Origin of the sequence: Blautia glucerasea (genome assembly GCF_013304385.1) — a bacterium.
GTDB classification, from domain to species: domain Bacteria; phylum Bacillota; class Clostridia; order Lachnospirales; family Lachnospiraceae; genus Blautia_A; species Blautia_A ammoniilytica.
In genome coordinates this window covers 51724-67322 of sequence record NZ_JAAITU010000018.1, presented here as the reverse complement: position 1 = coordinate 67322, position 15599 = coordinate 51724, and the positions used below count along the sequence as shown (strand labels likewise).

Below are 15599 nucleotides of genomic sequence, written 5' to 3'. Positions count from 1 at the left end.
AGTAAAATCAAGAGGTACAGCGATTCTTTTTGTTTAGTAACTGTCAAAGACAGGAGTTTAAATGCTTTTGTCTTGTTTGTCAAGTTGTTTTTTTATTATAAGGAAGCGGACAGAAATAATTTTGATGTCAAAGCACCGAAATCCTGATTACGCGGAATGTTCCAAGCTTTGTTCCGTGCTTTGCACACACAGTTGACTTTTTTCTTTATTCTCAATATAATCCAATTACAGAATATCATGCATATTGTTTGACAATACCATGAAATATTCACCACCAAATTAATCAAACAACGAGGTACCTTATGAAAAAGAAATCATCAATACCCCACGCTTCTAAAAAGAAACTGTCCAAATGGGTCAAGATCCCTCTTGGCATCCTGACTGCGATCCTGGTCATTCTTCTGGCTTATGTGATCTACCTTTACGCAGCCTACCACAGGATCCCTGACAACCAGGAACTGGCTGTTGAAGCCCCAACAGAACAGGCACAGACAGCATCTCTGACCACAGGCCAGACCTATTCTGCCCTTACCTACAATGTTGGCTTTGGAGCTTATTCCCCTGACTTCAGCTTTTTTATGGATGGCGGTAAGTCCTCTTGGGCTAAAAGCAAAGAAAATGTCCAGTCAAACATCAACGGTGCCGGAAATTTTGCTGCATCCCAAAATCCTGACTTTGTCCTCTTCCAGGAAGTAGATCTTAATTCTACAAGAAGCTATCATGTAAACCAATATGATATCCTGAAAGACACATTTGCTGATTATTATTCCGTGTTCGCCCAGAATTATGATTCACCCTTTCTTTTTTACCCGCTGACTCAGCCCCATGGCAAAAGCCGATCCGGTATCACCCTGTTTTCCAGATACCCGGTGACTTCCTCTTTAAGAAGAAGCTTTCCCATTGCTACAACCTTTAAGAAATTTTTTGATCTTGACAGGTGCTACAGCATTTCCAGGATTCCGGTAGACAATGACAAGGAACTGGTGGTCTTCAACCTGCACATGTCTGCCTATGGAAACGACGACCAGATCCGTCAGGGACAGATCCGGATGCTGTGCCAGGACATGGAAAAAGAATATCAGGCCGGCAATTATGTACTATGCGGCGGGGATTTCAATCATGACCTGAAAGCCTCAGAGGACGATACAAGTGAGCACCACTCCTGGGCCTACCCTTTCCCAAGAAAAGAACTGCCGGAGCATTTTACCTTTGGTATGGATCTTTTATCTCAGCAGGAAAAAGCTGACCTGTGGAACACTTCCAGAAACACGGACATTCCATACGACCCGGATGCCAGCTATACAGTTACTCTGGATGGGTTTATTTTCTCAGATAATATCACCATGGGCTCTTATGAGGATCTGAATACAGGCTATTCCTATTCTGACCATGATCCTGTTTATATGGAATTTTCACTAAATTAATTTTCCGGTTTTAACAGCAACACCCCCGCTATTGTAAGGATCAAAAGTGAAAACCAGAAAAATCTTCTTCCCCATTTAAGAAACCCTGCTGCAGATTCCTGCTCCTTTTGGATATGCATTTAAAAATATATATTCACATTATAGCTTCCAGCTATCGTAAAACAGCGTCAGAAAAAAAGGCATTACAATTACAAAACCTGTAACTGTAATGCCTTCTGTATTTTAACTTATAAATCCCTTATGATAATTTTTTCTTTATTGCTGTTGTCTTCTTTGCAGCCGTAGTCTTTGTTGCAGTTTTCTTTACCGCAGTTTTCTTTACAGCTGCCTTCTTTGCTTTCACAGGCTTCTTTTCTTCTTCAGGCGTGCAGGTCATGATCACTACACCAAGGGCTGGAAGGGTAAGCTTGATAGAATAATCCCTTTCATCACATTCCTCTTTTTTGGCACGTTTCATCCTAGGATTTGTTTTGCCCTCTCCACCGTATTTCTTGTCATCACTGTTAAAGATCTCTTTATATTTTCCGGCAAAGGGAACACCTGTCTGATAATCCTTATATGGGATTCCTGCAAAATTGCATACAGCCAGCAATGTTTCCTCCGGCTTGTCAGTTTTGCGGATAAAGGTGATCACATTCTCATCATATTTCATCAGCTGGATCCACTCAAATCCATCATAATCATTGTCCATACGATACAGAGCAGGATGCTGTGTATAAACCTGATTCAGATCCCTGACACATGCCTGAAGTGCAGATGACATATCCGGATCCGGAGCATTCATCTTGCATCCCGGATGAAGCATCATGTAAGCATATGCCTCTCGGACCTGTGCTTCCTTCTCCTGGTCAGACCCTGGCAAACGGTTCTTAAATTCCTCCAGATCTCCCACATCCCGCAGGCCAAGAGTAAGGATATAATGCTCAGAATATGCATAAACACTGGAAAGGGTCAGCTGATCATGACAGTTCTTCCTGCCTACCGGCGGTACAGCCAGATAATACAGGAAATCCCTTGTCCATCCACCACTCCATTTATAATCAAATCCAAGATGGTCATTCTCCACACTGTCCGTCAGCTCAGGCCATAATCCGTCCTCCTGGGCAATAAGCAGCACACCCGGATTTCTCTTTCTTGTAATAGAATTCAAATGCTTCAGAAATTCAATTGCAGCCAGATTCTCATTGGAGCCGTACATATTCGGCTGCCACTCTCCTGCCTTCCGGCCAAAATCCAGATATAGCATAGCGTCCACATCGTCCAAGCGAAGCCCATCCACATGATAAACTTCCATCCAGAAGCATGCATTGGAGATCAGGAAATCCTTCACCATAGGGCTTTCGTAATTGTAAAGCAGCGTGCCCCATATAGGATGGACTGCTGCAGCAGGATCCTTTAATTCGTAAAGAGGTGTGCCATCAAAATTCTCCAGTCCGCCCTCATATCTGGGGAACTGGGCAGGAGTCCAGTCCAGGATCACACCAATGCCTTTCTGATGCAAAGCATCCACCAGCTTCTGGAAATCCTCAGGAGTGCCAAACCTGGAAGTAGGTGCAAAATAGGAAGAGGTTGAATACCCGTCTGTCTGATCCTCCATATATTCCATAACCGGATGAAGTTCTACATGGGTATAGCCAAGATCTGATACAAAATCCACCAGTTCTCCAGCTGTTTTCCATTTGGTCAGGCTTGTCTCATAAATAGAAACCGGCTGATCACGATCTGCATATTTCTTTCTGTCTGCCATCCATGCCTGATCATTCCATACAAAATCATCTACTTTTGCTACCACAGATCCGCAGGCTCTTGGCAGTTCTGCCCTGTTGGCATATGGATCTGCCTTCAAATGTGTCCCTTTACCCTTTACCAGAATCTCATATTTATAGATATCTCCAGGCTGAACTCCTGGAACAAACAATTCAAAAATACCAGACATGGGCATCCTGTGCATAGGAAGCCTGCGGCCATCCCAGTGATTAAAATCTCCTACTACGCTGACACGCACAGCATTAGGTGCCCATACCGCAAAGCTGGTGCCCTCTATGCCATCCTTTATCACCGGATGCGCTCCTAATTTCTCATAAGCATTGTAATATACGCCTGCTACAAAAGCCTTTTCGTCCTCTTCTGTAAGCATTCCCGGAAAAGCATACGCATCATAGAAAACTTCTGTTTTTCCCCCTGTCTTTACACGGAACTGATAAGCAGGGATCTTCCGTCCTGGGATCATTGCAGCAAAATATCCTGCCTCATCCTCTTGTTCCATAGGATATTCTTTATTTCCAACAAGAACGGCGGCTTCCTCTGCCCCCGGGAAAAAGCCCTGGATAAGTATTCCATCCGGTGTAAGTCTTGGACTCATCACATCCTTTGGGGATGCCTCCTCTGCATACACAATCGCCTCGATCCTGGGCCAGTCCATATAACTATATGCTTTCTCGTTCATATTTTTCGCTCCTTCGCTGTATTCTTTTCTGTGTATTATTCTACAGGGATATCTCCCTGCACGAAAATCTGTTTCTGTACATAATTTTACCATCTTTATCACTAAAAATAAAGGAAGAAAAAAGAAGGAATTTATTTGACAAAAAAATACCTCTGGGATACACTGTTTACAGTTTGTAACTGTTCAGTGCCCTTGCGGGTTACTTCCTATTGAGCAGTTGCTGCAGTTTCCCAAATGGGTGAAACTGACTATTTTGAACTTAGGAGGTTCTTTATGGAAAACAGACTTTATGATGTAACATCTTTAGGCGAGCTGCTGATCGATTTCACAGAAAACGGCATCAGCCCCCAGGGGAATCCTCTTCTGGAAGCCAACCCAGGTGGTGCTCCCTGTAATGTACTTGCCATGCTGGAACGCCTTGGCAAGAAAACAGCCTTCATTGGAAAAGTAGGAAAAGACATGTTTGGTGACCAGCTTCGCAAGGCCGTGGAAGAAGTTGGCATTAATACTGATAATCTTATAACCGATGAAGAAGTACATACCACACTGGCATTTGTTCACACCTATCCGGATGGAGACAGGGATTTCTCTTTTTATCGTAATCCAGGTGCAGACATGATGTTGAAAAAAGAGGAGATTTCCAGTGATCTGATCGCAAACTCCCGTATTTTTCATTTTGGCACCCTTTCCTCCACTCATGAAGGTGTAAGGGAAGCCACACGATATGCCATCGATCTTGCAAAAAAAGCTGGCTGTATCATTTCTTTTGACCCTAACCTGCGTCCACCTCTGTGGAAATCCCTGGATGATGCAAAGCGTGAGATCGAGTATGGTCTGACCAAGTGCGATGTGCTGAAGATTTCTGATAATGAAGTTGAATTTCTTTTTGGCACTACCGATTATGACAAAGGTGCAACCCTGATCCGTGAGAAATACAATATTCCTCTTGTATGTATCACCCTTGGCAAGGAAGGCAGCCGTGTTTATTACAAAGACCTTCGTGTAGAAGTGGCTCCTTTCCTTCAGGAGAACACCATTGAGACTACAGGTGCCGGAGATACTTTCTGTGCAAGTATGCTGAATTACGTGCTGGATCATGGACTTACAGACCTTACAGAAGAGAATCTTACGGAAATGCTTACCTTTGCCAACGGAGCAGCATCTCTCATTACCACCAAAAAAGGAGCTTTAAGAGTGATGCCCAGCCGTGAAGAAGTGCTGGAATTTATTGCTTCATCAGGCCGTTAAGCTTTTAAATTCCCATTATAGCCGTCAAAAGGGCGCGTGAAAATGGTATCTCATTTTCACACGCCCTTATTTTAAATCCTGTCCTGATATTCATCAGATAAAATATTCAATGGTTTTTTCAGGTGTAAGCTCTGTTTCTGAATTAAAAAGAAGAACTGCCTCCCTGTCAGCTTTCGGACCCAGTGCATAGGTAGAACATCCCTGACAATTAAAGTACTTTGCTGGTACCAAACGGTTATATTCACAGGGATGATCATCCACCATCAGGATATCATCCTCTTCATATGTATTTTCATCCTCATAATAAGGATCAAACATATAGATCAGACCGTCTTTTTCTCCTGTAAGAAGTACGTAATGCTCCACTTCATAAAACAGACGCAATACTACTACCCCTCCTCTGTGAAGGGCATCATTGATCCTGCTTTCCGGTCCGATATAAACACAGCTGCCGGAAAGGTATCTGGTACGGATGGAAAGATTCCCGATCCGTCCGAACTGGCAGATCCAATTGCTTAAAAAAAGCATAGCCATCCTGGAGGTACCGCTTTTCCCAGGTTCACCTCCTTCTCCATAACAATCCAGACAATACAGCATAATATTTCTTGCGATTTCCGGCGGAATATCCTCTCTGTCAAAAAGACAGCTGATGGCATTCATCATTGTGGTTGGCCCGCAATCATATTCAGTCATTTGATAACGAAGAGGTGTTTTCATAACTCTGTTTCCCTTTCTGACACAAGCGCAGCTACCAGTGCAGCACCCGTCTTAAGATCTTTCTCATACGTATATTCCAAAGTGGAATGACACTGGTACATGCCACAGGAGATCACAAGCCCCGAAATTCCGTGTAAAGCAAAATTATTATTGTCGCTGCCACCAAAGGTTTCGGTCAATGTGCACGGCAGAGACAGCCTTTCGCAGGCTCTTTCAAACCGTTTCACAACCGGCGTTTCTCTGTCAGTTTCATAAGCATGAAGGTTTACTTCATGCTCCATAGAAAAGCTTCCTCCCTTTTCCCTGACTGCTTTTTCAAAGGAAGCCCTTATCTTTTCCAACAATTCCAAGGCTTTTTGATGGCTGTAACTGCGGATCTCCCCTTTACAGGTACATTCCTCAGGCACAATATTCACAAGCTTTCCACCTGCTACTGTACCAATATTAAAAGTGGTATCATCTCCAACATGTCCCATAGGAAGACCAGCGATCACCTGGCTCATGATCTGAATGGCATGTATTCCTTTTTCCGGATTAAAACCTGCATGTGCTGCTTTTCCCTTTACTGTAACAGAAAAAGAAATAAGGGAAGGGGCACGCAGGGCTGCTGATCCAGGGGCACCACTTAAATCCAGCACATAAGCCTCTTTTGCCCTTAACTTTGTAAAATCAAGCTGATCGGTTCCCTTAATGAATACCTCTTCAGCAATAGGAAAAACCACCTCTATATCCCTGTGAGGAATCTGTTTTTCCTTAAGGATCCGCACAGCTTCCAGGATCTCCACAAGTCCGCATACATCATCTGCCCCCAGAATGGTGTCTCCGGAGGAAGTGATCTTGCCATTCTCATGAAATACAGCATGCTTTCCAAGTCCTGGTTCCACAGTATCCATGTGCGCACAAAGGAGAATCGCCCCACCAGGCAGACTCCCCTTTAAAAATCCATATAAATTCCCGGTACTGCTTCCATAAGCAGTACCGGCCTGATCCTCCTGTACTTCAAACCCAAGCTGCAGCAGCTTTTCTTTCAGTACATCTGCGATTTTTCTTTCCCGGTAGCTGACTGCATCAATCTGAGTGAGTTCAATAAATTCATCTACTATCCGGGATCTGCATTCTTTTGTATTCATGGATTATTTTACAACCCTTACTTTTGAAACACCTTCAATACTTTCCAGTGCTTCCAGTGATTCCTGGGAAGCTGCACTTTCCAGATCAATGAGAGTGTATGCATACTCACCTTTGCTCTTATTGGTCATATCTGCAATATTCAATCCTTCACTTCCAAGGATCTTAGTTACCTGACTGATCATATTTGGGATATTTTTATGGGTAATCGCAATTCTGCCAACTGCCACACAGGTGCCCATATCACAATTGGGGAAGTTCACAGAGTTTTTGATGTTTCCGTTTTCAAGGAAATCACGCACTTCCTTCACTGCCATCACTGCACAGTTCTCCTCGGACTCCTCTGTGGAAGCTCCCAGGTGAGGAGTAACCAGAATGCCTTCGTGGCCTGCTACTGTATGATTTGCAAAGTCTGTCACATATTTCTTTACTTTTCCACTGTCAAGAGCTGCGATCAGTGCATCCTCATCTACTAACAGGTCTCTTGCAAAGTTCAGGATTACAACTCCGTCTTTCATCTTTGCAAATGCTTCCTGGTTGATCATTCTGGTAGTTGTATCCAGAAGTGGAACATGAATGGTAATATAATCACATTGGCTGTAGATCTCATCCAGTGTTTTGCTGTGATGAATGGTTCTGGACAGATTCCAAGCTGCATCAATAGACAGATAAGGATCATATCCATAAACCTCCATGCCAAGGCCTGTGGCTGCATTTGCAACCATGCTGCCAATCGCTCCAAGTCCTATGATACCCAGCTTTTTGCCCATGATCTCACAGCCTGCAAACTGTTTTTTCTGCTTCTCAGCCAGCTTATCGATATCTTCTTTATCTTTTTCCTTCTGAACCCACTCAATACCGCCTACAATGTCACGGGATGCAAGCAGCATACCTGCCAGAACCAGTTCTTTTACACCATTTGCATTGGCGCCTGGTGTATTGAAAACAACGATTCCTTTTTCTGCACATTCCTTTACCGGGATATTATTAACTCCGGCTCCGGCTCTTGCGATCACGGAAACTGTGGAAGGAAGCTGCATATCATGCATTTTGGCACTGCGGACCAAAATTGCATTGCAGTCCTCCATTGTATCGGATTTACGGTAATTCTCATCAAAAATATCCAGACCTTTACTGGCAATCGGATTCAGACAATGAAACTGATACATTATTTATTTTCCTCCTCAAACTTCTTCATGAACGCAACCAGAGCCTCTACCCCAGCCTTCGGCATTGCATTATAAATGCTGGCACGCATACCGCCTACAGTTCTGTGGCCTTTTAAGTTTACCAGGCCTGCGGCTGTAGCCTCTTTTACAAATTTTGCATCCATTTCCTTATCTCCGGTAACAAAAGGAACATTCATAAGGGAACGGTCCTCTGGCACAACTGTGCCTTTAAACAGAGAACTGCTGTCAAGGAAGTCATAAAGGATCTTTGCTTTTTCCTCGTTACGTCTCTTCATTTCCTCAAGTCCGCCCATGGATTTCAACCATTTGAATACTTTTCCGCATACATAAATGCAGTAAGCATTAGGAGTATTATATAAAGAGCCTGCGTCTGCATGTGTTTTGTATGTAAGCATGGTAGGTGTTCCCGGAAGTACATCCTCTGAGATCAGATCCTCACGGATGATCACGATCACCATGCCTGCAGGTCCGATATTTTTCTGTACACCACCATAGATCAGTCCGTATTTGCTTACATCTACCGGCTCTGACAGGAAGCAGGAGGAAACATCTGCCACCAGTGTTTTCCCTTTTGTATTTGGAAGCTTTTTGTATTTTGTTCCATAGATGGTATTGTTTTCGCAAATATATACATAATCTGCATCCGGACTGATAGGAAGATCACTACAATCCGGGATGTAGGAAAAGGTTTTATCCTCGGAAGATGCAATCTTATTAGCCTTTCCATATTTCTGTGCTTCCTGATATGCTTTTTTAGCCCACTGTCCTGTAACAATATAATCTGCTACTTTGTTTTTCATCAGGTTCATAGGAATCATGGCAAACTGCTGGGAAGCACCTCCCTGAAGAAACAGCACCTTATAATTATCAGGAATATTCATCAAATCCCGTAAGTCTTTTTCTGCTGTATCAATGATCTCCTGAAAGGCAGCACTCCTGTGGCTCATTTCCATAACGGACATGCCAGTTCCATTATAGTCTAACATCTCATCAGCAACTTCTTTCAGAACCTCTTCTGGAAGAACTGCCGGACCAGCTGAAAAATTAAATACTCTGCTCATTTTCTTTCATATCCTCCTCGTCAAATACATCATCCAGGCTTGCACCTGCGGGAACCATTGGATATACACTTAAATTCTGGTCGATCCAGCAGTCAAGAACCACTGTTCCCTTGCTGGAAAGAGCTTCTTTAAGTGCCGGTTCCACTTCTTCTGTCCTGGTAACCCTGATTGCCTTTGCCCCCATTGCTTCTGAAAGCTTTACGAAATCCACCGCATCATCCAGAATGGTCTGGGAATATCTTTGTCCATAAAACAGTGTCTGCCACTGGCGCACCATTCCAAGAACATGGTTATTTAACACAATCTGTACCAGTGGCTTTTTGCACCGTACAGCTGTGGCAATCTCATTCATATTCATGCGGAAGCATCCATCTCCCGCAATATTCACAACAGTTTTATCCGGACATCCCATACGGGCACCAATGGCTGCCCCAAGGCCATAGCCCATAGTCCCAAGGCCTCCGGATGTAAGGAATGTCCTTGGCTCTTTAAATTTGAAATATTGTGCTGCCCACATCTGATGCTGTCCAACATCAGTAGAAATAATTGCATCTCCACCAGTCAGCTCATAAAGCTTCTGAATCACATAAGGGCCTGTCAGCTGGGTATGATCATAATTCAACGGATACTTTTCTTTCATTTCCATGATATGTGCCACCCACTGGGAATGATCCATTTTTTCCTGCTTTTCAAGGATCTGCTTAAGAACCATTTTCAGGTCTCCTGTTACACAGGCATCCACCTGAACATTCTTGTTGATCTCTGCTGCATCAATATCGATCTGAAGGATCTTTGCATTTGGTGCAAAGGTCTGTGTATTTCCGGTTACACGATCACTGAATCTTGTGCCAAGAGCAATCAAAAGATCGCATTCACACATAGCATAATTGGATGTTTTGGTGCCATGCATTCCAACTGGTCCTGTGTAAAGATCGTCCTCGCCTGAAAAAGCACCCTTTCCCATCAGACTGTCGCATACAGGTGCCTGGATCCTGTGGGCAAGCTCTCTTACTTCCTGCCATGCATCAGAGATCACAGCACCGCCGCCAACAAATAGAAATGGCTTCTTAGACTGGCTGATCATCTGAACGGCCTGCTCTACATCCTCTTTGCGAATGGTACCTGTCACTGGTTCCGGTTTTGTGATCTTATGCTGGATATATTCGCAGGATGCTGCTGTTACATCCTTTGGAACGTCCACAAGAACAGGTCCCGGACGCCCGCTGCCTGCAATCTCAAAAGCTTTACGGATGGTATCCGCAAGTTTTGTCACATCTTTGACAATGTAGCTGTGTTTTGTTACCGGCATAACAATCCCGGCTATATCCACCTCCTGGAAAGAATCCTTCCCAAGGAGGGCTGTACCTACGTTGCATGTAATGGCTACCACCGGCACAGAATCCATCTGCGCAGTTGCAATACCTGTCACAAGATTGGTAGCTCCTGGTCCGGATGTAGCCAGGCATACACCTACCTTGCCGGTAGCACGGGCATAACCATCTGCTGCATGGGACGCTCCCTGCTCATGGGAGGTAAGTACGTGTCTGATCCTATGGCTGTATTTGTACAAGGCGTCATATACATTCAGGATGGCTCCGCCCGGATAACCGAACACAGTGTCCACACCCTGTTCCAAAAGACATTCTATAATGATCTCAGCACCTGTAAGCTGCATGTTTATTCCTCCTGCTGCCTTATCGTATTTCTTTTATTTTGCCTTTGGCACTTCCAGAATGGCTCCTCTGTTGCCGGATGTTACCATTGCTGCATATCTTGCAAGATATCCGGTTGTAACCTTTGGCTCTCTTGGCTGCCATTTTGCTTTTCTTGCTTCCAGTTCCTCCTCTGATACTTTCAGACTCAGGGAAAGCTCCGGAATATTGATGGAGATCATATCACCCTCTTCTACAAGAGCAATCGGTCCGCCTACTGCTGCTTCCGGTGATACATGTCCAATAGATGCACCTCTTGACGCACCGCTGAACCGTCCGTCTGTAATAAGTGCTACAGATGAGCCAAGTCCCATACCTGCAATTGCAGAAGTAGGATTCAGCATCTCACGCATGCCCGGACCGCCTTTTGGTCCTTCATAACGGATCACAACCACATCACCTGCATTGATCTTTCCGCCTTTGATAGCAGCAATAGCATCTTCTTCACAGTCAAATACTCTTGCCGGACCTTCGTGTACCATCATCTCGGGTGCAACTGCAGAACGCTTTACAACACTGCCATCCGGTGCAAGATTTCCCTTTAGTACAGCAAGTCCTCCGGTCTGACTGTAAGGATTGTCAATTGGGCGGATCACCTGCGGATTCAGATTGATGCAGTCCTTAATATTTTCACCTACCGTCTTTCCTGTAACAGTCATACATTCTGTGTGGAGAAGTCCTTTTTTATTCAGTTCGTTCATCACAGCATATACGCCACCAGCTTCATTCAGGTCTTCCATATAGGTGGGACCTGCAGGAGCCAGATGGCACAGGTTTGGTGTTTTTTCACTGATCTCATTTGCAAAACTGATATCAAAATCCCAACCAATCTCATGGGCAATAGCTGGCAGATGCAGCATGCTGTTTGTAGAGCATCCCAGTGCCATATCTACAGTCAAAGCATTCAGTAATGCCTCTTTTGTCATAATATCTCTGGGGCGGATATTTTTCCTGTACATTTCCATAACCTGCATACCAGCATGCTTTGCAAGACGGATACGCTCAGAATATACAGCAGGGATCGTACCGTTGCCCTTAAGTCCCATGCCAAGAACCTCTGTCAGGCAGTTCATGCTGTTGGCAGTATACATACCGGAACAGGAACCACAGGTAGGACATGTTTTGTTCTCATATTCTGTAAGGCCTTCCTCGTCCAGCTTGCCCGCTGCATATGCACCTACAGCCTCAAACATGCTGGAAAGGCTTGTTTTGTGTCCATTGATATGACCGGCCAGCATAGGCCCTCCGCTGACAAATACAGTAGGAACATTGATCCTGGCTGCTGCCATGAGAAGTCCCGGTACATTCTTATCACAGTTAGGCACCATAACCAGTGCATCAAACTGATGTGCAAGGGCCATGGACTCTGTAGAATCTGCGATCAGGTCCCTTGTCACAAGGGAATATTTCATCCCTATATGTCCCATAGCAATCCCATCACAGACAGCAATTGCCGGGAAAACAACCGGTGTACCGCCAGCCATTGCTACTCCCTGCTTTACAGCAGCTACGATCTTATCAAGATTCATATGTCCCGGAACGATCTCATTGTAGGAACTAACAATACCTACCAATGGTCTTTCCATTTCTTCCTTAGTCATTCCAAGTGCATTAAACAGTGAACGGTGAGGTGCCTGCTGGGACCCCTTCTTTACTGCATCGCTTCTCATATCTGTTCTCTCCTTTATCTTAACGGATCACCGGATCTCTTTTGCGATCAGGTTGCCCATTTCTTTTGTTCCAACAAGGGTACAGCCCTTTGACATAATGTCTCCTGTACGATATCCGTCTGTAAGTACCTTCTGTACTGCCGCCTCTACTGCATCTGCTTCTTTGTCCAGATCCAGGGAATAGCGCAGCATCATAGCTGCAGACAGGATCGTTGCAATAGGATTGGCTTTATTTTGGCCTGCAATGTCAGGTGCTGAACCATGGCTGGGCTCATAAAGACCAAACTTTGTCTCATTTAAGCTGGCTGAAGAAAGCATTCCGATCGAGCCTGTCACCATACTGGCTTCATCTGAAAGGATATCTCCAAACATATTCTCTGTAAGGATCACATCAAACTGCTTAGGATCACGTACCAGCTGCATTGCACAGTTGTCTACCAGCATATGCTCCAGCGTTACCTCCGGATAATCCCTGGCGACCTCCTCCACAACACTTCGCCACAATCTGGAAGAATCCAGTACATTTGCCTTATCTACGCTTGTTACTTTTTTGCGGCGTTTCATAGCAATATCAAAAGCTTTGATAGCAATCCTGCGGATCTCATTTTCATTGTAGGAAAGAGTATCTACTGCTGTCTTTACCCCATTTTCTTCGGTAGTTTTTCTTGCTCCGAAATAAAGGCCTCCTGTCAGTTCCCTTACAATGATCATATCAAATCCGTCCCCGATGATCTGCTCTTTAAGCGGGCAGGCATCTTTCAATTCATTGTAAAGATATGCAGGTCTTAAATTGGCAAACAGATTCAGTGCCTTACGGATAGCCAGAAGTCCGGCCTCCGGCCGTTTGGATGGTTCGAGTTTGTACCAGGGTGATGTTTTTGCATCTCCGCCAATAGAACCCATAAGTACTGCATCTGATGCTTTTGCTGTTGCAATGGCTTCTTCTGTAAGAGGCACACCATGTACATCAATAGATGCTCCCCCAAGAAGCACCTTGGAATACGAAAAAGTATGTCCGTAAACTTCGCATACTTTGTCCAGAACTTTTCTTGCCTCAGAGACGATTTCCGGTCCTATCCCATCTCCCGGAATCAGCGAAATGTTATAATTCATAATAATTTCCTCTCTTACTCTCCTGCCTTGGACAGGTAATTGTCATTATAATAACGCACTTTTCAACAGATTTCAACCTATTAAAGCATAAAAGACAACAGACTGTTAAAGTGTAAAAGTCAACAGACTCAAAAATCTAAAACACAACAGAGTGTTGCAAAACAAAAGGCGACAGACTCACCAGGAGCTGCCGCCTTCTAATTTCATACTTATTCTGCCTGCTCGGCCTTTTCAACCTCAGCAATAGCCTGCTTTCTCATTGGAATACGACAGTTCTTGTTATTACCGAATTCTACGATCACATCCTCGTCTGTCATATCAATGATCACGCCATAAAAGCCACCAGTTGTTACCACACTGTCTCCTACTGCCATGTCATTGAGCATAGCCTGGATTCTCTTCTGCTCCTTTTTCTGTGGTCTTACCATCAGAAAATACATAATTCCGAAAAGGACTACCAGCCATACGATAGTAAAACCAAGTCCCATTCCACTGCTCTGGTCCATTTAAAAATACCTCCTGTGCGTTTGTTATAACGGGTCCCAAACCCCGGCACCCTGCTTCTTCTTTATTCATACCGAAGCCTAAAGTATATCATACACAAAATACATAATTTCATCAAGTTATTTTTTTAATATAACTAAATCATCCTTTAAAAATAACTAAATCATCCTCTTTTACTGTTGATCCTGCCCTCTTCAAAGCCTTCCAGACGCATTTTCTTATATTCTGCAAAGTTTCCTGCATCCAGTGCGTCCCTGATTTCTTCCATGAGATGGTTATAAAAATAAAGATTGTGCAGTACGCAAAGCCGCATACCAAGCATCTCTTTTGCTTTCAGAAGATGGCGGATATAAGCTCTGCTGTAATGACGGCAGGCCGGACACTGACATCCTTCTTCAATTGGCCGTGGATCCATCTCGTATTTTGAATTAAACATATTCATCTTGCCATGGTTGGTATATACATGACCATGACGGCCGTTCCTGCTGGGATATACACAGTCAAAGAAATCAATGCCCCTTTCCACGCCCTCCAGGATATTGGCAGGCGTTCCTACGCCCATAAGATAAGTAGGCTTATCCTGTGGAAGATGGGGAACCACTTCGTCCAGAATATGATACATCTGCTCATGGGTTTCTCCTACTGCCAGTCCACCTACTGCATAACCGTCCAGATCCATCTGTGAAATGGCATCTGCATGATTCTTACGGATATCTTCATAAATAGCACCCTGGTTGATACCAAATAACAGCTGTTCTTTATTGATCGTGTCCTCAAGACTGTTCAAACGCTGCATTTCTTCTTTGCATCTTGCAAGCCATCTGGTGGTCCGGTCTACAGAACGCTGTACATAACCTCTGTCTGCTACGCTGCTTGGACACTCGTCAAAGGCCATGGCAATAGTAGACCCCAGATTGGACTGGATCTGCATGCTTTCTTCAGGTCCCATAAAAATCTTATGTCCGTCAATATGAGACTGGAAATATACCCCTTCTTCTTTGATCTTACGCAGTCCTGCCAGGGAAAACACCTGGAATCCACCGGAGTCTGTAAGGATAGGCCGATCCCAGACCATAAACTTATGAAGGCCTCCAAATTCTTTGATCAGCTTGTCTCCTGTACGTACATGAAGGTGATAAGTATTGGACAGCTCTACCTGTGTGCCGATCTCTTTCAGGTCCATGGTGGATACAGCCCCTTTGATCGCCCCTACCGTACCTACATTCATAAAGACCGGCGTCTGGATGGTACCATGAACAGTTTTAAATTCTGCTCTCTTCGCCCGGCCTTCTGTTTTTAAAATTTTGTATTCAGCCATATGCTGCTCCCTTTTTTCTAATATTGTTAGGGACAAAAGTCCCGCCTATCTGGCAATTATATCCTGAA

12 protein-coding genes are annotated in these 15599 nt (G+C 44.3%); 2 read left to right on the top strand and 10 right to left on the bottom strand.

Annotated elements, in window-relative coordinates; translation table 11 throughout:
• The first annotated feature begins 302 nt into the window (after window positions 1-302).
• Window positions 303-1424 (top strand): endonuclease/exonuclease/phosphatase family protein, encoded by a 1122-nt coding sequence (locus G5B11_RS08950; protein WP_173727754.1) that lies wholly within the window; start codon window positions 303-305, stop codon window positions 1422-1424.
• Between the two features lie 238 nt (window positions 1425-1662).
• On the opposite strand, the gene glgB is transcribed toward G5B11_RS08950, so the two are convergent.
• Entirely contained in the window at window positions 1663-3870 is a 2208-nt protein-coding gene (gene glgB / locus G5B11_RS08945; RefSeq protein WP_173727752.1) for a 1,4-alpha-glucan branching enzyme, read from the bottom strand.
• Between the two features lie 273 nt (window positions 3871-4143).
• Between glgB and G5B11_RS08940 the strand changes: the two genes are divergently transcribed.
• Window positions 4144-5118, top strand: a complete 975-nt coding sequence (locus G5B11_RS08940) for a carbohydrate kinase family protein (RefSeq protein WP_173727750.1) — start codon at window positions 4144-4146, stop codon at window positions 5116-5118.
• A gap of 93 nt (window positions 5119-5211) precedes the next feature.
• Here the strand turns inward: G5B11_RS08940 and G5B11_RS08935 are convergent, their stop codons facing one another.
• The 9 genes from G5B11_RS08935 to tgt all read right to left on the bottom strand — a co-directional run bounded on the left by G5B11_RS08935 (window position 5212) and on the right by tgt (window position 15531).
• Complete coding sequence (locus G5B11_RS08935) at window positions 5212-5835, bottom strand: peptidase C39 (RefSeq protein ID WP_158420244.1); 624 nt, start codon at window positions 5833-5835, stop codon at window positions 5212-5214.
• Entirely contained in the window at window positions 5832-6965 is a 1134-nt protein-coding gene (locus tag G5B11_RS08930; RefSeq protein ID WP_173727748.1) for a M20/M25/M40 family metallo-hydrolase, read from the bottom strand. Before G5B11_RS08930 ends, G5B11_RS08935 begins: the two co-directional genes overlap by 4 nt.
• A gap of 3 nt (window positions 6966-6968) precedes the next feature.
• A complete protein-coding gene (locus tag G5B11_RS08925) occupies window positions 6969-8132 on the bottom strand; it encodes a phosphoglycerate dehydrogenase (protein ID WP_173727746.1) in 1164 nt (387 codons plus the stop codon).
• Complete coding sequence (gene serC, locus G5B11_RS08920) at window positions 8132-9214, bottom strand: 3-phosphoserine/phosphohydroxythreonine transaminase (protein ID WP_158420241.1); 1083 nt, start codon at window positions 9212-9214, stop codon at window positions 8132-8134. Before serC ends, G5B11_RS08925 begins: the two co-directional genes overlap by 1 nt.
• The gene (ilvB, locus tag G5B11_RS08915; protein ID WP_173727744.1) at window positions 9198-10889 is read right to left on the bottom strand and encodes a biosynthetic-type acetolactate synthase large subunit; all 1692 of its coding nucleotides are present in this window, start codon (window positions 10887-10889) and stop codon (window positions 9198-9200) included. The genes serC and ilvB overlap by 17 nt, the downstream gene beginning before the upstream one ends.
• A 33-nt stretch (window positions 10890-10922) precedes the next feature.
• Entirely contained in the window at window positions 10923-12596 is a 1674-nt protein-coding gene (gene ilvD / locus G5B11_RS08910) for a dihydroxy-acid dehydratase (protein ID WP_173727742.1), read from the bottom strand.
• A gap of 27 nt (window positions 12597-12623) precedes the next feature.
• The gene (gene leuB, locus G5B11_RS08905; protein WP_173727740.1) at window positions 12624-13709 is read right to left on the bottom strand and encodes a 3-isopropylmalate dehydrogenase; all 1086 of its coding nucleotides are present in this window, start codon (window positions 13707-13709) and stop codon (window positions 12624-12626) included.
• Between the two features lie 209 nt (window positions 13710-13918).
• Complete coding sequence (gene yajC, locus G5B11_RS08900) at window positions 13919-14215, bottom strand: preprotein translocase subunit YajC (protein ID WP_158420237.1); 297 nt, start codon at window positions 14213-14215, stop codon at window positions 13919-13921.
• Between the two features lie 161 nt (window positions 14216-14376).
• Window positions 14377-15531 carry a tRNA guanosine(34) transglycosylase Tgt gene (tgt, locus tag G5B11_RS08895; protein ID WP_173727738.1) on the bottom strand — a complete coding sequence of 385 codons (1155 nt, stop codon included), beginning with the start codon at window positions 15529-15531 and terminating at the stop codon, window positions 14377-14379.
• Window positions 15532-15599: the final 68 nt, after the last annotated feature.